This is a genomic window from Acinetobacter higginsii (genome assembly GCF_000369525.1).
Lineage (GTDB): Bacteria > Pseudomonadota > Gammaproteobacteria > Pseudomonadales > Moraxellaceae > Acinetobacter > Acinetobacter higginsii.
In genome coordinates this window covers 1,211,357-1,231,203 of the sequence record NZ_KB850072.1, presented here as the reverse complement: position 1 = coordinate 1,231,203, position 19,847 = coordinate 1,211,357, and the positions used below count along the sequence as shown (strand labels likewise).

The window sequence follows — 19,847 nt, the reverse complement described above, 5'->3', positions numbered from 1 at the left end:
GATGTCTCTATGCTTTTTCCATTCTATCTTTCAGAATAAAGCCAAATCCTGAAATACAAAATAGCGAAAATAGCGCAATTGATTGACTTTTTTGAATAGAGAAAATGTCGCAATAAATTTGTTGATTGGTTGAAAAATCTTTTTTATACAATTTGTTATGATGAAATATGTGCTTTTATATTGATTACATTGATAGGTAAAATATTACTTTATACATACTTAAGTTGCTTTAATGAATAAGCTATTGCAGTCAGATGAGCATTTTAAATCAAGGGCTAATAGTCACCCTATGCAGAATAATCGGCGCTCATTTCAAAGAGGATGAGGCTGATATAGCCATTGTATTGGCACAATTATTTTTCGCATACTCAACAAATTCCTCTAATCTCATTGTCTCAGCTTTCACTTTACAGCGATATATTACCCCATACATTGGATGTTTTTGCTCATTGGTCATATAGTAATTTTTAACATGAACAAAAGAATAATAATGGAACAGGGTAGAGTTTTCATCGCCGTCATAGACATATTGCGTACCTGTAAAATGGATCTGTAAGGCTTTGGTTTGGTTCATTAATTCATCTAAATTATCCATAACTTCATGAGTACAGATGTCGAATGCTTTTGTTTCTTTTTTATCAAGATTTTTTAAGTAATCACCAACGCATTGTCTGATATACGCTTCATAAATCATTCCGTTTTCTTTCTTAACCGAAAAATATTGATAGCTTTTATTGGCAAGTGTCTTTATTTGGTTCTTTTCAATAATTTCTTTTCCATTGATTGTAATTAATGATTCTTGTAAATCTTTATCTAACAAAAGCGATAAGTTTTTTGCTAAACAAATTGATGAACTAAGACCCATACACATCAATAAGGGGAGGATTCAAAAAGACAATTGATACAGGTTCATGGGTACACCATACAAGATATTGCTTAATTTTTAGTAAGCTATTTCTTTCATTGAGTTGCATCTAAATTTTTTATGCTAGCGAACTAGCATAAAAATTAGGCTTAAATCTTACTTATTGAAGTTTGTCTTGCGTATGGGTATCAAAGTCACTTGCATCATGGCGTTCATGCAGTTGGGTTTCCAAATCCCCAAAAGTACGGTTAACCATTCGCCCTCGTTGCACGGCGGGCCGCGCTAGAATGGCATCTGCCCAGCGCTGTACATGTTTATATTGATCTACAGCTAGAAATTCATCTGCATTATAGACCCAACCTTTCACCAGACTACCGTACCAAGGAAAAGCTGCAATATCCGCAATGGTATATTCAGTTCCTGCCAAATATTCATTTTTCGCTAAATGTTGATCTAAAACATCCAATAAGCGCTTGGTTTCCATAGCAAAGCGATTAATGGCATATTCAATTTTCACAGGTGCATAAGCATAAAAATGTCCTAAACCACCACCAAGGTAGGGTGCACTTCCCATTTGCCAAAATAGCCAATTTAGGCATTCAGTCCGTGCAGCGATATCAGTTGGAATAAAGGCTTTAAATTTTTCGGCTAGGTAAAGCAAAATTGAACCTGATTCAAAAATACGTAATGGTGGATTTTTGCTATGATCAACTAATGCTGGGATTTTAGAGTTGGGGTTAATTTCGACGAAGCCACTGCTGAATTGTTGGCCTTCTCCAATTTTAATCAACCATGCATCATATTCGGCATCTTGATATCCCAAGGCCAATAGTTCCTCAAGCAGGATCGTCACTTTCTGGCCATTTGGCGTTGCCAATGAATACAATTGAAGCGGATGTTTACCAATAGGTAATATATATTCATAGCGGCTGCCAGACGTAGGTTGATTTAAATCAGATTTTTCTCCAGTCCATTGCCAAACTTGCGGGGGGATATAGTTTGAATCACTCATTGTTATTTGCCATATGATCAACAGATCATTCTAGTCTAGGCGAGCTGACCCAAGATTGGGTAGCTTTTTTGTGGCAAAGCTTTATCCATTTTTCTGAGAATGTTATTCCTCTTTTTCACTGCTCTAACTTGGGCCTAATTTTTTGAAAATGTTGATGAATCACACTGAGCCATGCTTGTACTGCAGGAGAGACAGGAAGGTTTTTTTTCCATGCCATGGCCAAATGCCATTGAATGTTGGGCTTTTCCAGCGGGATTGCTGCGAATAATTGGGGATCAAGCATATCGGTATAATATTGTGGCAGTAGGGCAATACCCATACGTTGTAGTACCATATCAGCCAATAAATTCCATTGACTGGTACGGCAAGCAATCGTTGGATAAAAGCCGTGCTGTTGGCAGGCATCAAGAATGATGCTGTTGAGCGAAAAATTTTCAGGAAACATCAGAAAGGATTGCTGTTGCAGTTCTTCCAAATTTATTTTCTTCCGGTTTGCCCAAGTTGCATCTCGTCGCAATAGCACCATCAGTGGGTAATCACACAGTTCAATACTGTTGAAAATTTGATGGTCAAAGGGCTGTAATAACACACCGACATCGAGTTCATTATTCAACAAGGCTTGCTCGATCCCTCGAGAACCGACTTCAAGAAAAGCAAGTTCGATATCTGGCCATTGCTGATGATAATCAAACAGGGCGGTGGTGAGTAGTTGCGAACCGAGTGGAGGCACACCGAGTTTTAAGGTGCCTGTTTTTAATTGTTGGTAATTTTCGATTTCCAGAAAGATATTTTGTTCGGCTTGCAATAATCCTACTGCATGTTGATAAACACGCTGTCCAATTTCAGTCAGTTCAACCTGTCTTTTTCGACCATATTCAGGTTTTACAAATAATGCGACCTGAAGCTGTTCTTCTAGCTGTTGCAGTATTTTACTGATGGTCGGCTGTGTCAAGGAAAGCTCTTCAGCAGTACGGGTAAAGCTTTTGCTGTTTACCAAACTGACAAAGCATTGCAATGATTTTAGTGAAAGCATAACAAACCTAAAATTATTCCATTTAGGCATAATTTTAACATGAATAATTCATATTATATCGATGTACAGTGGATAAGATCATCCTGTTGTTCACCATCTGATGTCGTTAAATGAGTACCGAAGCTGTTTCTAGATCTCTCCCACAAAATTCGCTCTTGGCCTTAGTGAAACAAATTTTGATTCTTACTGGATTCTGGTTGGCAGGTTATGTCTTAAACCAGAAACTCGGTATCCCAATTTCAGCAGGCATATTGGGGATGTTTCTATTGCTTTTCTGCCTGTTTTTTAAAGTCATTAAGATGGATCAAGTGGCAATGGGCGCGACCTTTGTCTTAGGGGAGCTATTGCTGTTTTTTGTACCTGTGGTGGTCGCTGTCGTGCAATATAAAAGCCTGTTTATGACCGAAGGCTGGCAAATTGTATCGAGTATTGCCATTGGTACTATTTTGGTCATGTTAAGCACCTGTTTAACCATCCATTATTACAACCGCTTAAAAAGCTACCTACAGACACGTAAACGTTTTCAGCATAAGCACATCTAAGGTCATTAATATGAATATTTGGTCAATTGTTTGCTTGATCTGGACGCTGCTTGCATACATCGTGGCAAAGCGTATCTATCAAAAGCATCCTCAACTCTGGTTATCTCCTGCGATTAGTGTGCCCGTACTCACGATTCTGTTGATGGCAATCTTTGGAATTTCATATCAAACCTATGCACAAGATACGCAGTGGATCGTAAATTTACTTGGGCCAGCAACTGTTGCCTTCGCCGTACCAATTTACCGTTATCGGGAAACGATTCGTAAAAACTTGGGTGTTTTGTCGATTGCGATTGTGGTTGGGATGAGTGTTGGTGTGATGTCTGCTTACCAGATGGCAAAGTTATTTCATTTTAGCCCTGAAGTCACCAATAGTTTGATGGCGCGCTCTATCTCAACACCTTTTGCCATGATTTTAGCAGAAGATATTCATGGTTCAGCCGCTTTGGTTTCTTTATTTACGGTGATTACAGGCTTGGTTGGGATGATTTGTGGCGATGCCATTTTAGCCATTACTAAAATCCGTTCCAATGTGGCAAACGGCGCAGCATTTGGTAATGCAGCACATGGTTTTGGTACGGTAAGAGCACAGCAACGTAATAGTGAAGAAGGTGTGATCGCAAGTTTAACCATGGTGATTGCGGGTATTTTGATGGTTTTGGTTGGGCCATTTGCGATTCATTTATGGATTTGATACAGCCAATTAATGAAGTATTAAAGCTGAAGAAATTCAAAAAGGTAAAGATAGCCGCTTTTGAGCGGCTATCACTTTTTAAATTACCACTTATGGCTATAAGACACTTTAAGTGTTATGCCGTTCGCTAATAAGTGACTGGTATTATTACTATTTCTCATCAGTTGACTATAGAGCGGGTAATACTGATTATTAAATATATTTTCTAAGCCAATAGTCATTGTGTCCTTTTTATTTAGTGCGAAGCTGCTGAGTAAGTCTGCAGTTGTATATGACTTCACATCATAACGACCAAAACTATTCACACCATTTAAGCGGTAATCTTCTGCACCGAAATAAGTGGCTTGTAGACGGTTGGTCCAGGTATCGGTCGGACTATAAGAAATATAGCCTGTGACTTTTAGCGGTGGGATACGATAGCCTGTCATATCTTGCTCGGTATTACTATTCTGCGGTGTTTCACGACCTTTCATCCAAGTGATACTACCACCAGTTCCCCATACCTTCGCATCGTCAAGATAGTCAAGCGTTGCTTCAACACCCGTCACTTTTTCTTTGGTTCTGGCCAACACTAAACCATTGTTAAAAGACTGAACCCCGCCTAGATCTGATTTGGAATGGAACACCGCTAAACTAGAACTAAAATTCTTAAAATGACCATTCCAACCAAGTTCATAATTATCCACTTTTACTGGCTCTAAAAATGAAGAAGCTAAGTTAAAGCCCATGTTAGCATTTCGAATGACAATACCAACATCAGGTAATTGGAAACCTTGGTTAAAGGAGGCGTAAATCGAGTGTTCATCGTTTGGTGCAAAGCTGACATTCGCGTTGTACAGCCAAGCATCTGCTTTAACTTTTCCACCTTGCACCGTATATGGATTGGCTTTGCCAAGTTGGGACAATGGAATAAAGCTGTCAATTTTGGCATAGCTGTCTTCATAGCGTGTACCTACTTCCGCTGACCATTGGTCACTGAAACGGTGCTTTAATTGCGCAAATCCACCGATACTTTGAGTGGTGAGTTCTGGTAAATAAATCAGTTTTCCATTTTTGACAAATTCCAGACCACCAGACTGATCATAAATTTTAGGGTCAAAAGTATCTAATGGCATTTCACTTTTTTCACGGCTAAAGTCACCGCCCCAAACAATTGAGGTGTCACCTAAGAACTCAAGTGGTGTATTGACCGTTAAACGGCTACCCAGCACATTATTTTCTTGGTATACCTGATCCACTTGTCCACCGCGTGTTGCCACTTTACGGGCATCAAATGGAGCAAAACGAGTAAAGAAATCTCGGTAATAGACTTGAGCATCTACTTTGTTGCCAAAAAAATCTTTATTGGAATAGGTCAAATTGTAGATTTGATTTTCGTTCTTATTCTGGTCGTTTAGTTTAAGTCCCTTGATTGCTTTAGCAGGAACGCTTCCCGCAGGGAGTTGGGCTACGCTCGGATCAGATGCATAGTCTGAGTCTTGTTCAGCATTATAATAATTTGCAGCAAACTGAAGATATTGATTGTCATCGATGTGGTAACCAAGCTTGGTACCGATGCTATAGGCATCTGCATCAAATAGATCCCCTTGGCTTGGTTCAGGCGCAACACGTCTTCCACGTGCATCGTATGGACGGCCAATACGTTGATAACCAAAGTCTAGTGCATAATCGAAGTTATTTAGGCTGCCTGAAAAATATTGATGGATGTCACCACTCAAGGCATCGGAGCGAAGATTAGTTAAGCCACTTTGCAGTCCAATCACTGTTTTTGCTGTAGGTTCACCACCTGCAGCTTTTGTGGTAATGGAAATTGTACCTCCAGCTGCACCGCTACCATATATGGCATTACTGCCACGGATGACTTCTATACTGCTAATACTTTCAGGATCAATTGCAGAAAGGCCTCTGGAGGTATCTCGGGTTAAATTCATGGGTACACCATCGACTAAGATCAGTGCATTACGACCACGTAAAGTTTGCCCATAATCGGTAATGGTACGACTTGAATCAGATAAACCTGGGACTATTTTTGCTAGTACGGTGGCAATATTTCCTGAAGAGGAATTTTTCAGAAGTTCAATTTGTTTTTCATCTAATTTGGTGACTTGCTTTGCCGAGGAGGAGAGTTCATCTGCACGTGAAGCTGTAATGGTAATGGTTGGCAGTACTTCTGAGGCTTTCTCAGAATTCGCAGTTTCTGTAGGTGAGGCAGCAAAAGATGAGTTGGATAAAAAGATAAATCCACCTATTGATAAAAGTGGAATGAGGTGTTTGACTTCATTTTTTCGGTTGAACAGTTTATCTTTTATCATCTTATTTCCTTTGATCTTAGCCTGAAATTACTTTTAAATTGACGTGGTTGTAATTGAGAATCATTCTACATTAAAAATATGAAAGCTTATACTAAACTCAAGCAACACTTATCTCTTTCATTGATTTTGTATCGAAAAAATTTATAAAAAATTGAGATATGTTGCATAACATGCTTGTTCAATTTGGGAAAATTGTGAATACTCAAGCCCGTAAAATTCATGCTGTAAGATTATCTTTTGGGGTTAGACAACGACTGTGAAAACGTATCCATTTTCTCGTTTACAAAAAGCATTATTGGCGGTTGGTTCTTTTTCATGTTTTGGGCTAAGTTCCATATCAGCCTATGCTGAAACTGAAGGTGATACACCGCGATTAGCACCCATTACAGTAAAAGCCCAAACAGCAGGGGCTTCTTATTATCAACCGACTGTTAATTTATCGGGTTTTACGCAACAACAGCTTGCTGAAATTCCAGCATCAATCAGTACAGTAACTGCGGCACGGATTGCAGATCAACATGCTAAAACATTAACGGACATTATCAAGAATGATGCAGCGGCAGGTGATGGCTATGCACCAATTGGTTATTACCCAAATATTGTCATGCGTGGTTTTGCCTTAAATTTGGGCTCTAGTTATTTACTGAATGGTAACTTGCTGCGCGGTGAGCAAAATGTTGCACTTGAGAATAAAGAACAGGTTGAAATTTTAAAAGGTATTAGTGCCATTCAAAGTGGAATGTCAACGCCTGCTGGTGTGGTTAACTATGTGACCAAACGTCCCAAAGAGATTCGTTCTATCACCGTGGAAACAGACAGTCATGGCGGTAATCGTGTAGCCGCAGACTTAGGTGGTTTGCTTGGTGTAGATCAGCAATTTGGCTATCGAGTCAATCTTGCCAAAGAAGAAATTCATCCCTATGTCGAGCATGCTAATGGACAACGTTGGTTTGGTTCCGTTGCTTTGGACTGGAAAATTTCAGATCGTTCAAAACTCGAATTTGATCTCGAGTCACAACGTCAACGCCAGCGATCAGTTCCGGGTTACCAATTACTTGATGGAAAAACAGTACCTACAGATGTTGAGTGGGATCGTTTATTGGGACATCAAAGCTGGGGTAAACCAGTCATTAATGAAAGCATAAATACTGGTTTAAAGTATAGCTACCAAGTAAATGATGACTGGACAGCAAATCTTTCAGCGTCACAAAGTCGAGTGGTGGTTGATGATTATTCGGCATTTGCTTGGGGGTGTTATAGTGAAATATGCCAAACAACGGGTCTAGGAAATAGCTTTGATCAAAATGGTAACTATGATATTTATGAGTTTCGCAGCCCTGATGACAGCTATCTAACCAATCAATTTAAAGCTGGATTAAACGGTAAGTTCGACACAGGGACATGGCAACACAAACTCAACTTAGAGTTATCACAAAGCTATAAACGCCATGCACAATATGATGCGATTAATGAGTTAGTGGGTACGGGAAATATCTATACTGATCCTATTCAATATACACCGAGTGATAAGAAGCTAGGTCAGCATTACAAATCATTAAATAGTCAGCAAACAGCCTTGAATGTATTAGATCAGATTGATTTTAATAACAATTGGTCAGTTTTGGCAGGTGGAAAGCTTTTGCATTTAAATGAAGATGCTTATGATGCGGAAGGCAACAAAATCAGAGACACTAATTTTAATCGCTTTTTGCCGCAGTTTGCAGTGATGTATCAGCCTTGGCAAAGTACTCATGTATATGCTTCCTATGCCAAAGGTCTGAGTGATGGTGGACAAGCGCCATGGTATGCCAACAATGCATTTGCCACATTGGCACCAAAACATTCAACTCAGTATGAATTAGGTGTTAAGCAGCAGTGGCAAGATTTACTCTTTACAGCAGCCTTATTTAATTTAAAACAGGACAATCAGTATACCGATACAGCGAGTAACTATGTTACCGAAGGTAAACAACACAATCTTGGTTTGGAGTTCGGTGCACAAGGACGCTTAAGTCAAAATTTAGATATCACTTCTACTTTGGCTTTGACACGTTCACGTTTAAAAGATATTCAATCGGCTGAATATCAAGGGCATCAAACTCAAAACATACCTGCTGTGCGCTTTGCCAGTTATCTATCTTATCAACTACCACAAGTGGAAGGCTTACGCTTATTGGCTGGTATGCAATATAGCAGCAGTAAATATGCAGAGAAAACAGGTACTGTAAAAGTGTCAGGCTATACAGTGTTTAATGCAGGAACAGCTTATAACTTCCGTGCTTATGGTTATGACAATAACTTGAGATTAAATGTAGATAACCTATTTAATAAAAAATACTGGCGTGATGCAGGGAGTTTCTTCGGGGATGATTACATATTCCTTGGCGCACCTCGCACGGCACAGTTGTCATGGAGTGTAAATTTCTAACTTATTATAAAAATATAGACATTCTCTTCATCTATAAAAGATAAACCAAATATTTTGAAAAGACCAGTTAAGCTATTTGCTGGTCTTTTTCTTTAATGCTATACAGAAATAATCTTTATCAGTGTTTCAATAAGTAGGAAATATCACGTAAATTCAATATTTATGTTTTATAAATAGAACAATTCGTCTCAATAATACTGCTGTGTTCTTTTTCTTAATTTGCAATATTAATCCTGTGTTCAGAAAACATCGATAAACAAGGAAATTCAATATGAGCCATTCAAATTTAGAACTATTGACTGCACAAAACTGCCAAATTATTTTTATCGACCATCAGCCGCAAATGGCATTCGGCGTACAGTCGATTGATCGTCAAGTACTAAAAAACAATACAGTCGGTTTAGCAAAAGCTGCTAAAGTTTTTAATATTCCAAGCATCATTACGACCGTTGAAACAGAAAGCTTTTCAGGTCATACCTATCCCGAACTCTTAGATGTATTTCCTCAAGCACCATTATTAGAACGTACTTCAATGAACTCTTGGGATGATCAGAAAGTGCGTGATGCCTTAGCAAATAATAAACGCAAAAAAGTAATTGTTTCAGGCTTATGGACAGAGGTATGTAATAACTCATTTGCTTTAAGTGCGATGCTCGAAGGTGGTTATGAAATTTACATGGTTGCAGATGCTTCGGGTGGTACCAGCAAAGAAGCACATGACTATGCAATGCAACGAATGATCCAAGCGGGTGTCATTCCAGTGACATGGCAACAAGTTTTACTTGAATGGCAACGTGATTGGGCAAAACGTGATACTTATAATGCCGTAATGGATATTGTTCGGGAACATTCAGGTGCCTATGGGATGGGTGTCGATTATGCATATACCATGGTACATAAAGCAGCAGAACGTACCACTTCACCACACGAAGTATTGGCGCCGATTGCAGCGAAATAATTAAAAATGGTGGAGGCATGATATGCCTCCACGACCTAAAACTGAAAATAATAAGGCTAGGCTCGGAGGGAATGACGGATGTCAGACGTTCAATTGATTTTAAGAAATGCCAAAATAACCACCCTTGATGAACAGAGTTCAGAGGCGCAAGCGATTGCAATTGCTGATGGAAAAGTTGTAAAAACGGGCAGTGATGATGACATCATGCGCTTATCAAACAGTACAACCAAAGTGATTGATTTAAATGGCCGTCGAGTCATTCCTGGTTTAAATGATAGCCACTTGCATATTATTAGAGGTGGTCTGAACTATAATATGGAGTTGCGTTGGGAAGGTGTTCCTTCACTTTCAGATGCATTAAGACTGTTAAAAGAGCAAGCAGAGAATACACCAGCACCACAATGGGTTAGAGTCGTGGGCGGGTGGACTGAGTTTCAGTTTGTGGAAAAAAGAATGCCCACTTTGGACGAGCTAAATCAAGCCGCGCCAGATACCCCCGTATTTGTCTTACATCTTTATGCCAGCGCGATGTTGAATCGCGCAGCACTTGATGTGCTGGGCTTTAATAAAGATACACCAGACCCACCAGGTGGAAAGATTGAGAGAAATGAGAGGGGTGAGCCGACAGGACTACTTCTCGCGACACCATCCGCAATGATTCTCTATTCTACTTTAGGAAAGGCACCAAAACTGCCGCTTGAAGATCAGGTCAATTCTACACGTCATTTTATGCGTGAACTAAATCGTTTAGGCATTACCTCCGCAATTGATGCGGGAGGTGGTGGCCAAAATTATCCTGATGATTATGAGGTGATTCAGTCTCTGCATAATAATGATCAAATGACAGTTCGGATTGCTTATAACCTATTTGCGCAAAAAGCAGGAGAAGAACTTGATGATTATAAAAAATGGACGGAGATGACATTCCCTGGTGATGGCGATGAATTACTGAAGGTAAACGGCGCAGGGGAAAACCTGACATGGTCAGCAGGAGACTTTGAAAATTTCTATGAACCACGACCAGATTTACCAGAAAAGATGGAAGCTGAACTAGAAAGCATTGTTGAGTTGTTGGCTGAAAAGAAATGGCCATTCCGCATTCACGCCACCTATGATGAAAGTATTAATCGTTTATTGAATGTCTTCGAACGCGTCAACGGTAGACAGCCTTTTGCGACGCGTTTCATTATCGACCATGCTGAAACGGTTTCAGATCGAAATATTGAGCGGATTGGTGCTTTGGGTGGGGGTATTGCGATTCAACATCGCATGGCCTATCAAGGAGAAATCTTTGTTCAGCGTTATGGTTTGGATGCAGCAAAATCGACTCCGCCTGTGAAAAGAATGCTGGAATTAGGCGTACCCGTTGGTGCGGGTACTGATGCTACACGTGTTGCTTCATATAATCCGTGGGTCTGTTTAAGTTGGTTAAGTACAGGCAAAACAGTGGGTGGTTTACCACTTTATGATGAACAAAATCTATTGGACAGAAAAACAGCGTTAAAGCTCTGGACCAAAGGCTCTGCATGGTTCTCTGGAGAACATCAGCATAAAGGTGCGTTAAGTTCAGGTGAGCTTGCCGACCTGATTGTGCTTTCAGATGACTATTTTGCTGTGGAAGATGATGAAATTCAGTGGATTGAATCTGTCCTGACCGTGATGAATGGCAAAATTGTCTATGCAGGCGCAGAGTTTAAGGATCAAGATTCATCGATTCCACCAGCATCACCAGACTGGTCACCAGTCAAACGTTTTGGTGGGCAATGGCGACGGTCAGAAAATCGCAATGCACCTTCGTTATCACCTTTACAAAGTAGCTCGGCAGCGTGTGCGTGTTCTAGTAGCTGTGGTATGCATGGGCATAGCCATGCATGGATGTTGGATGTGCCCATTAATGACAAAGACAAAAAGTCTTTTTGGGGTGCATTGGGCTGCTCTTGTTTTGCTTTTTAACTTGGATCCGCAGATAGATTTCACTTTATTTTAAGTGAAATCTAGGGAAAAGCATGATGAAAATGTATTTGATCTCTTTAGCTGCTGGGCTTTTGGTCGGTGTCATATATTACTTGTTGAATGTTAAATCATCAGCACCACCGTTAGTGGCATTGTGTGGCCTGTTAGGAATGGTCATCGGTGAACAATTACTTCCTGCGCTAAGAAATTTGATCAGTTGAAATTTAGCCGAATATAGGCTTGTTTTTTAGGAATTAGAAGATGGATGAGAATATAAAAAAACAGCCCTTGAGCTTATGGGACAGTTGTCGAGATCCTGTATTACTCACTGTCGTTGGCGGTGCAATTGATACCATAGGTTTTATTGCACTGTTCGGCTTTTTCACTGCACATGTGACAGGAAACTTGGTACTGGCTGGTGCCGCATGGGTGAGTGGTGGGTCGGGTATCTGGATTAAACTTGCTGCGATCCCATTGTTCATTGTGACGGTGGCGATCACCAAATATTGTATCGATCGTAGTGCTCAAAAGAGTAAGACGCTGAGTTACCTATTTCTTGGTGAAGCCATTTTTTTAACGGGCTTTATGCTGTCTGGGCTTTATTTCGAGCCGTTCAACAATGCAAATAGTCTTACAGTCGCACTTACAGGTGGTTTGGGTTTAATTGCCTTGGCAATTCGAAACACATCAAGTAAAACGCTAATTAAACACATTAGTCCAAGTACAATGATGACAGGAAATACCACCCAGTTAGGGATCGATATTTCAAATTATATGAGACAGACCAGTCCTGAAAATAAACGGAAATTGTTGCAAAGTTTAAGCATTGTTGTTGGTTTTATTGTCGGTGCGTTTTTGGGGGCGATTCTTTATGTTTACCTCGATTTTTGGAGTGTCGCTTTCTTTATCATTCCTGTGCTTTATTTGGCTTATCTTGCAGCTCATCATCGTTTTGTTCAACCTGAAACATAAACGGACAGAGTTAGATATATATTCAGTGCTTTGTTGTTGAATCGTGATGAATGAGGTTGTATCGCATGATAATCAATAGAAGAACGCTAATAAAGGGCATTGTTTTGCTTTGTCTCTTTTACAGCTTATCTGCCTGTCAGCTCGTCAAACTTCAACAACGAAGTTTGAGTGCATCCTTGACCGATAAAACTCAAAGCATCTTAACGAGACCTCAATTAAGCGATGCTTCACAAAATACCTTGCTTCTGGCTGGTATTCCAGCCAATGAATGTATCAATCAGCCCGATAGATGTATACAGACTTTAGAAAAAAAACTAACTGATAATAATGAACAGCGTTATGCTGCAGCCAGTGAAGTGTATTTGGCTCAGGCTTTACGGTTAAGTGAAGAAAAAAGATGTCATGTATCGTTGTTGGAAAGACAGCATTCAACGAAACAAAATCAGTGTTTAGATCAAGTACTGACTTTACTTGATCGAAGTATCCGTTTTAGCTATGCCTATTTATTCGAAACGCAACACACACCTCAACAGCGTATTTTTGATCAGAGGCAAACGCAGGTTCGGCTTTTTTATAACGTGGCACTTTCACGACTGATCACGACGGCTTATTTACGCTATCAATTCACTCAGTTTCCAAAACAATTACTCATTAATCAGCATCGTTATTCTTTTAATTTCGATGATTATCCAGAATTAGCAACGACAGATATTCAATTACTGCAGTCGAGCTACAATATGCGTTTTTCTGGATTTTACAGTGTCAATCGTCGAGATGGCTTTGGTTCTGAATTTGTGTTGGTTGCAAAGAATAAGCAGCCATTCAACTCAGATTATGTTTATGATCCAGAAACCTTTTATGCCGCTCAGGAAAATCCATATATTCACACAGCAAGATATTTATCTGTTACTGCTGTAGCACAACCATTGAAACAGACCCAAGTTGAAGATTTACTTCAAGATGCTGCATTAGAAATCAAGCTGATTGATCCTTTTCACCATGATGAGGTTCAGGTCGCGGGTGGGAATTATTTATTGACAGCGAATTATTCAGCACCATATGGTCTTTGGTTAGCAGAAAATAACTTAGGTGGTACAGGCTACAAGAGCTTGATCGATCGTAAAGAACAGTTGAGCATGCCACATTTATTCATGTTGGAGCCGTATCAAGCGAATAAAAAAATTATTATCTTTGTCCATGGCTTAGCAAGTAGTCCCGAAGCATGGATTACTCTGACGAATGATATTTTAGGGGATGATAACTTACGTAAGCAATATCAGGTTTGGCAGGTTTTCTACTCTACCAACATGCCGATTTTAGAAAGCCGCGCCCAGATTTATGCCTTGTTGAAACAGGCATTTTCAATGCATGATCCTAAAGATGCTGCAATGTCGGACGCTGTTCTGATTGGACATAGTATGGGTGGTATTATTAGTCGTCTGATCATGGGGCAGGGTGATATCCGTCAGCAGGCTGTTGAAGCCATCAATAATGAAAAAGCGCATGATTTTATTTTCTCACCCGCCGTCAGTAAGCGCTTTATCTTCCGTCCAATTGATCAAATTAACCGTGTGATTTTTATTGCAACACCGCAAAAAGGTACTGCCTATGCAGATCGCTGGTTTACACTCGCGTTACGCAAAGTTATTCATTTACCCAGCAAGTTTTTAACTGCAGCCGAGGTTGCGGTCAAAGAAAAGAAAATTGACTTACAGCAAATGAAAAATAATCTTTCCTCAGGCATCATTGAAAATGGACCCAGTGATTTAAGTTATCAGTCCAAATTTATGAAAATGAGTCAGGATGTTCAACCAATAAAGGGTTTAGCGTACCATTCAATCATTGGTAATATCACACAAAGCCAAGACCCCAATAAAATGACAGATGGGATTGTGCCATATACTAGCTCACATTTAGAGGGGGCATTATCTGAAAAAATAATTCAAGGTGGGCATTCGATTCAGGAGAAACCAGAAGCGATTTTGGAGTTAAGACGAATTTTAAAATTACATGTGAAACAGCATCCCTTGCCACACTAATGATTTAGAATCCAAAAATTTGATGATGGGAACAGTAGTCTCTAAATTTTAGTTATCTCTTAAGATTGCTTCCCCTGTGCGCGGATTGGTGAGGGTCACATTTTCTAAAGCACGAATCAACCAAGACTCTTGCTGCTTGGTCAATACGGCAAGAATTAAAGTATCTACCTGATGTACACCAGCAGGGTGAGCTAGACCTGCTGTTAATCTGCTCCAAAAATGGATCATCACCACTTCATCGGTGATTGGACTCAACTCTATGATTTCATTCTGAAGCGTCGAATCTCGATAGATGGTTTCATGAATAGGACGATGTAAGGCAACAATTTCTTTTATACCTTTTACATAGTGCCCAAAGCGATTTACAAAACTTGCATCCTCACAAAATAGCGAGGCAAACCCAGCTATATCATGCTCATTCCACGCAGTTTGGAATAAATATGGGATTTGTTCTGGGACAGTTGCTTTAGCCATGATCTTTTCCTTAGCTCAATCCCTTGATCAACGCACTGATCGTCATTTCTTTTAAGGTATTCGGATTTCCCCAAGGATATTCTGGAATACCAATCAGACTTAAGGTAATCCCTAACATACTACAGAGTAAAACGTTCTTGATTTCGTTCGCATCACCTGCACGTATTTCACCACGGGCTTGTGCTTCCTTAATCGCACGAGTGTAAATTTCTAATTGCGGAACTGCTTGTGAAGCATCGACAAAATAATGTTCCTCAGCATTTTGTGGATGATCTTCAATGAGGAAAATTGCTCTGCAATCATTTGGTCGATTTAACCAAAAATCAACTTGAGCAGTACACAGCTTTTCGAGTCGTTCTGATTCAGGACTGTTGTTGTAGCATTCTTCCAGCTCAAGCATTAAATCTAAAAAAATCACTTCCCAAATATGGTGCAGTAACTGTCTTTTACTCGGAAATAAGGTGTACAGCGTTGCGGGTAAACAGTCTGCTTGGGCTGCAATTTTACGCATAGATACACCTTCGTATCCATGTGCTGCAAATAGGTCTCTGGCCGCCTGAATAATCACATTGCGATTGGCTTCGATTTGTTCCTGACTGCGAGGAGGACGTCCACGGCGGGGGGCTTTTGTTTGATTATTTTCCATAGCTATTGATTTTAGTGAACACGTTCCATAAAATCAAATTTAATTTTAATGAACGCGTTCATTAAAATATGGATGATAATTTTAATAGCAGGAAATAATGATGGATACTCAAACAACTGAAAAAACCTGGGATGTAATCGTGGTCGGTGCTGGTTTGGCAGGTTTAAAAGCAGCACTGGAATTAAAGAAAGTGGGTAAAGATGTATTGCTTTTAGAAGCGCGTGATCGTGTCGGTGGGCGCTCAAAAGCAGGTGAAATTTATGGAGAAACCATTGATCTAGGTGGGCAGTGGGTTGGTCCGCAACAAAAACTGTTATTGGCACAGGCTCAAGAACTGGGTGTCAAAACCTATCCTCAATTTATCAAAGGCGCGAGCTTGGTTAGTCGTAACGGTTTAGTCAAATCATATCGCTCCAATATCCCCAAGCTCCCAATTGCTTCACTGCTTGAAATCGCACTACTTGAACGTCGCTGGAATAAAGAAGCTCAAACATTGCCGAATGGTGAACCTTGGTTAGCAGCACATGCAAAGCAATGGGATGCGGAGTCGGTTGAAAGTTGGTTGTTAAAGCATGTACGTACAGACGGTGCGCGAGACTTTATGCGAACCATCGTAGGGGCTCTCTTCTGTTGTAATACCTCTCAATTGTCCTATCTGTTTTTTCTCGAATATTTTAGACAAGGGCATGGACTTGAAGTTCTCATCTCAACAGAAGGCGGAGCGCAGCAAGATAAATTCATCGGTGGTGCATGGCAAATTTCCAAACTGATTGCAGATCAATTACAAGACCATTTAATCTTAAATTCATCAGTTTTAGCTGTTGAGCAGCATGCCGATCATGTCAAAGTTGTGTGTAAAACCCAAAGCTATAAGGCAAAAAATATCATCATTGCCACACCACCTGTACTTGCATCCAAAATTCATTACACACCACCGTTACCTACAAAGCGTGAACGCTTATTACAAAGTATGACCATGGGTGCTGTGATTAAAGTTCATTTGGCCTATAGCAACGCTTTTTGGAGGCAACAAAACTTAAATGGTGCTGTGGTTGCGACAGATCGAGCTGTCAGCGTTGTGTTTGATCAATCTCCAGAAGGGGCAAATCATGGTGTTTTACTAGGCTTGATCGAAGGTGATTATGCAATTGAATTAAGTTCGCTGGATGTTGAAGCACGTCGTCAACGGGTCATTGCCGATTTTGTTTATTACTTTGGCCAACAAGCAGCACATCCTTTGGAGTATGTGGAACAAGACTGGCTCACTGAAGCGTGGTCTCAAGGGGGATATGTTGCACATATGCCACCAGGGGTGATGACCACTTATGGCGATTGTATCAGACAGCCTGTCGATCGAATTCATTGGGCGGGTACAGAAACAGCAACCGAATGGAGTGGCTATCTAGATGGTGCTTTACAGTCAGGTATACGCGCTGCCAAAGAAATTATTCACAAACAGACCTTAAGTCTGTGATTATTCAGTAGACACCTTGAATTACATGACCTTCATTCTGATGAGTAAGGAATAAATATGCGGTCTCAACAGTTTCTAAATGGAATTCACTATGAATTGCAAAATCGTGCTTTTGCGCTTAGCGCAATTGTACGTATCGCCAATCGCGTACAGGGAACACAAGAATATATTTTCTGGAGTGCCTATGAAAAGTTAGAACGATTCAATACACCACATTATTTTGCATATGCAGAGAAGTTAGGCCTCGATGCAACACCATCTTTTTTGACCAAGGCAAAAGCATCAATGATTAGTTCAACGCCATCATTCTTATTGGATGAATTACTTAAGCTGGTTTATGCAAAAACCAAAGTTTATATGGAGGATTTAAAACAAGTCCATGCTTTAGGAGCAGATGCAGATCGTGAGTTTCTAGACTATATGCTTGCACAAGAGCAAGTTCAAATAGAATTGATGGAACTGGCAATCAAAAAACAATATCGTGAAATTCCGCCTAAAATTGAGCAGTTTATCCAGCACTATCGAGATAAGAAACTGGTTTAGAGCGTGTTTTATTCTTATGAGTTGAAAGTAAATCGTCCTATAGCTGCATCGATATAGGACGTTTAAACAAATAAAATGGTTAAGTCATTAAACACATACCATTATTTAGATTCGGACTTTGTCATATATTTCTTTCGCAGCTGGTGTGATCGCTAACATATGGATAGCACCATGAATCATGCCTTCTAACAGGTGGAATTTCACACTGACACCAGCTTTTCTCAATTTCTCTGCATACTTTTCACCATCATGTCGAAGTGGATCGTATTCACATACAAAAATTGTGGCATCAGGTAAGTCTTGTAATGAATGCGCAAGCAAAGGGCTGACAAGCTCATTTACTTTGTCTGCCTCAGCATTAACATATTGATCCCAACAATACGCCATGGTTGTCGTCGTTAAACCAAAGCCTTGTGCATATGTTTGATAAGAAGCGTTAATCATGCTGGCATCTAATGCTGGGTAGAACAGCAGTTGATGACTGATTTTAATATCAGGATGTTGTTTTGCCAGTAGGCAGGCCGCTGCTGCAATATTTGCTCCAGCACTGTCTCCACCCACTGCAATACGATTTTTATCAAGACCAAATACCGAAGCATTTTCCTGAATATAAGACAGTGCCGTAAAAAAATCGGTTAATGGTATTGGGAATTTAACTTCTGGCGCTAAACGATAGTCGACGGAGAATATCACTTGCACCATTGATTCAGCCAATAAACGACAAGCACGGTCCCATGCATCTAGGCTGCCAAGACACCATCCACCACCATGAGCAAACACCATCGCTGGGCGTTGTTGCACATGTTCTAAAACATAAGGAACATAAACACGAACTTCAATTTCTGCTTGATCCTCAGTCATCACCCTAAAGCTGTGTTGATAAGATGAGTCTTGTTCAACGCCTTGTTGTAGGATAATCGATTGATTTACCTGTGCTCTCAGTTCATCCAATGTGTTTGCAGCGGGTAATGCAGACTGAGACTTAAGCCAATTTTCGATTTCAATATCTAAAGTCATCTTGCTTTTTCCTGCTGTAAAAAATTAAGAATCAATGAACAAAATACTTCTGGTTGTTCTTCCATAATGAAATGACCACAATCTTTGACAATCGCACTGGATAACTGAGTACTCACTTTTTTCATGGTTTCATAAGGTGCATCATTTGTCGCATGCTCTGCACCGGTTGCGAATACGGGCATATTTAAAGTTTTGGTTTCCCTAATTTTATTCTGACGAATAGTTTCAGGGATGGCGCGATAGTAATTAAAACCTGCTGTTAAACGCCCTGAAACCTTATAAGCCTCTATATAGGTTTCAGCAGCAACTTTATCTCGATGCCATGACCATTTATCAAAAATATAATTGAGATAGGTTTCTTCACGGCCCATCACTAAAGCTTCAGGCAAATCGCTAATCTGATTAAACATAAAATGCCAGAGAAAAATATTCTGTTCAGGTGGAACAAAAATTGGGGGCGGAGGAGCCAACCCCGGAATTACAGCTTCTGTGACCGCAAGACGAGTGACTGATTCAGGAAAATCGCAGGCGAGTGCATAACCAACCCACATTCCGATATCATGCCCAATAACGGCATAGCGATGATGTCCAAGTTTAGACATCAGACTCGATAGAATGGCTGCAATATGTCCAGTATCATAATGACCATCAAGTGGAGCTGAATATCCCGTCCCAGGTGGATCAACCGCAATCGCTTGATAACCATGCTGAGCCAACTCAGCCATGACGTGTCGCCATGCATACCATGTTTGTGGCCACCCCGAAATCAGTAAAACAGCGGGCCCATTGCCTACAGATACGTAATGTAATTTTTTAGCTTCAATATGGATGTAGTGATGATTAAATTGATTTGATAATTTTTCAGTGTGCGTCGCCATCATTATT

Annotated in this window: 18 protein-coding genes; 10 read left to right on the top strand and 8 right to left on the bottom strand. The window is 40.1% G+C overall.

Translation table 11 applies throughout. The features are described 5' to 3' along the window. Nucleotides 1-307: 307 nt before the first annotated feature. The 3 genes from F902_RS11780 to F902_RS11770 form a co-directional block, all read right to left on the bottom strand. Nucleotides 308-865, bottom strand: a complete 558-nt coding sequence (locus F902_RS11780; protein ID WP_017401901.1) for a hypothetical protein — start codon at nucleotides 863-865, stop codon at nucleotides 308-310. Between the two features lie 160 nt (nucleotides 866-1,025). Then, nucleotides 1,026-1,877, bottom strand: coding sequence for a glutathione-dependent disulfide-bond oxidoreductase (gene yghU, locus F902_RS11775; RefSeq protein WP_005203678.1), 852 nt, complete (start codon nucleotides 1,875-1,877; stop codon nucleotides 1,026-1,028). Nucleotides 1,878-1,992: 115 nt separating this feature from the next. After that, nucleotides 1,993-2,910, bottom strand: coding sequence for a LysR family transcriptional regulator (locus tag F902_RS11770; RefSeq protein ID WP_005203676.1), 918 nt, complete (start codon nucleotides 2,908-2,910; stop codon nucleotides 1,993-1,995). A gap of 110 nt (nucleotides 2,911-3,020) precedes the next feature. Here F902_RS11770 and F902_RS11765 point away from each other — a divergent pair, with 110 nt between their 5' ends. Both F902_RS11765 and F902_RS11760 read left to right on the top strand, forming a co-directional pair. Next, nucleotides 3,021-3,452, top strand: coding sequence for a CidA/LrgA family protein (locus F902_RS11765; protein WP_005203674.1), 432 nt, complete (start codon nucleotides 3,021-3,023; stop codon nucleotides 3,450-3,452). 10 nt (nucleotides 3,453-3,462) lie between these two features. Beyond that, complete coding sequence (locus tag F902_RS11760; protein ID WP_005203670.1) at nucleotides 3,463-4,146, top strand: LrgB family protein; 684 nt, start codon at nucleotides 3,463-3,465, stop codon at nucleotides 4,144-4,146. A gap of 83 nt (nucleotides 4,147-4,229) precedes the next feature. Here the strand turns inward: F902_RS11760 and F902_RS11755 are convergent, their stop codons facing one another. Next, nucleotides 4,230-6,458: a TonB-dependent receptor gene (locus F902_RS11755; protein ID WP_005203668.1), complete on the bottom strand. Its 2,229-nt coding sequence runs from the start codon at nucleotides 6,456-6,458 to the stop codon at nucleotides 4,230-4,232. A 256-nt stretch (nucleotides 6,459-6,714) separates the two neighbouring features. Between F902_RS11755 and F902_RS11750 the strand changes: the two genes are divergently transcribed. The 6 genes from F902_RS11750 to F902_RS11730 all read left to right on the top strand — a co-directional run bounded on the left by F902_RS11750 (nucleotide 6,715) and on the right by F902_RS11730 (nucleotide 14,808). Beyond that, nucleotides 6,715-8,886, top strand: coding sequence for a TonB-dependent siderophore receptor (locus F902_RS11750; RefSeq protein ID WP_005203666.1), 2,172 nt, complete (start codon nucleotides 6,715-6,717; stop codon nucleotides 8,884-8,886). Nucleotides 8,887-9,157: 271 nt separating this feature from the next. Continuing rightward, nucleotides 9,158-9,844 (top strand): hydrolase, encoded by a 687-nt coding sequence (locus tag F902_RS11745; protein WP_005188475.1) that lies wholly within the window; start codon nucleotides 9,158-9,160, stop codon nucleotides 9,842-9,844. Nucleotides 9,845-9,922: 78 nt separating this feature from the next. After that, entirely contained in the window at nucleotides 9,923-11,797 is a 1,875-nt protein-coding gene (locus F902_RS11740) for an amidohydrolase (RefSeq protein ID WP_005203664.1), read from the top strand. Between the two features lie 56 nt (nucleotides 11,798-11,853). After that, on the top strand, nucleotides 11,854-12,018 hold the full coding sequence (locus tag F902_RS22130; RefSeq protein WP_017401902.1) for a DUF1427 family protein: 165 nt from the start codon (nucleotides 11,854-11,856) through the stop codon (nucleotides 12,016-12,018). A gap of 40 nt (nucleotides 12,019-12,058) precedes the next feature. After that, nucleotides 12,059-12,769 (top strand): YoaK family protein, encoded by a 711-nt coding sequence (locus F902_RS11735; protein WP_005203661.1) that lies wholly within the window; start codon nucleotides 12,059-12,061, stop codon nucleotides 12,767-12,769. 65 nt (nucleotides 12,770-12,834) lie between these two features. Beyond that, nucleotides 12,835-14,808: an esterase/lipase family protein gene (locus F902_RS11730; RefSeq protein WP_005203659.1), complete on the top strand. Its 1,974-nt coding sequence runs from the start codon at nucleotides 12,835-12,837 to the stop codon at nucleotides 14,806-14,808. A 48-nt stretch (nucleotides 14,809-14,856) separates the two neighbouring features. Here F902_RS11730 and F902_RS11725 read toward each other — a convergent pair whose 3' ends face one another. Together F902_RS11725 and F902_RS11720 are read right to left on the bottom strand one after the other, a co-directional pair. Then, nucleotides 14,857-15,282, bottom strand: a complete 426-nt coding sequence (locus F902_RS11725) for an SgcJ/EcaC family oxidoreductase (protein ID WP_005203657.1) — start codon at nucleotides 15,280-15,282, stop codon at nucleotides 14,857-14,859. 10 nt (nucleotides 15,283-15,292) lie between these two features. Continuing rightward, nucleotides 15,293-15,928, bottom strand: coding sequence for a TetR/AcrR family transcriptional regulator (locus F902_RS11720; protein ID WP_004807064.1), 636 nt, complete (start codon nucleotides 15,926-15,928; stop codon nucleotides 15,293-15,295). A 100-nt stretch (nucleotides 15,929-16,028) separates the two neighbouring features. Here F902_RS11720 and F902_RS11715 point away from each other — a divergent pair, with 100 nt between their 5' ends. Together F902_RS11715 and F902_RS11710 are read left to right on the top strand one after the other, a co-directional pair. Next, complete coding sequence (locus tag F902_RS11715) at nucleotides 16,029-17,402, top strand: flavin monoamine oxidase family protein (protein WP_005203655.1); 1,374 nt, start codon at nucleotides 16,029-16,031, stop codon at nucleotides 17,400-17,402. Nucleotides 17,403-17,459: 57 nt separating this feature from the next. Then, nucleotides 17,460-17,945 (top strand): hypothetical protein, encoded by a 486-nt coding sequence (locus F902_RS11710; protein WP_005203654.1) that lies wholly within the window; start codon nucleotides 17,460-17,462, stop codon nucleotides 17,943-17,945. A 105-nt stretch (nucleotides 17,946-18,050) separates the two neighbouring features. Here the strand turns inward: F902_RS11710 and F902_RS11705 are convergent, their stop codons facing one another. Further along, the gene (locus F902_RS11705; RefSeq protein WP_005203652.1) at nucleotides 18,051-18,962 is read right to left on the bottom strand and encodes an alpha/beta hydrolase; all 912 of its coding nucleotides are present in this window, start codon (nucleotides 18,960-18,962) and stop codon (nucleotides 18,051-18,053) included. Further along, nucleotides 18,959-19,843 (bottom strand): alpha/beta fold hydrolase, encoded by an 885-nt coding sequence (locus F902_RS11700; RefSeq protein WP_005203650.1) that lies wholly within the window; start codon nucleotides 19,841-19,843, stop codon nucleotides 18,959-18,961. The genes F902_RS11705 and F902_RS11700 overlap by 4 nt, the downstream gene beginning before the upstream one ends. Nucleotides 19,844-19,847: the final 4 nt, after the last annotated feature.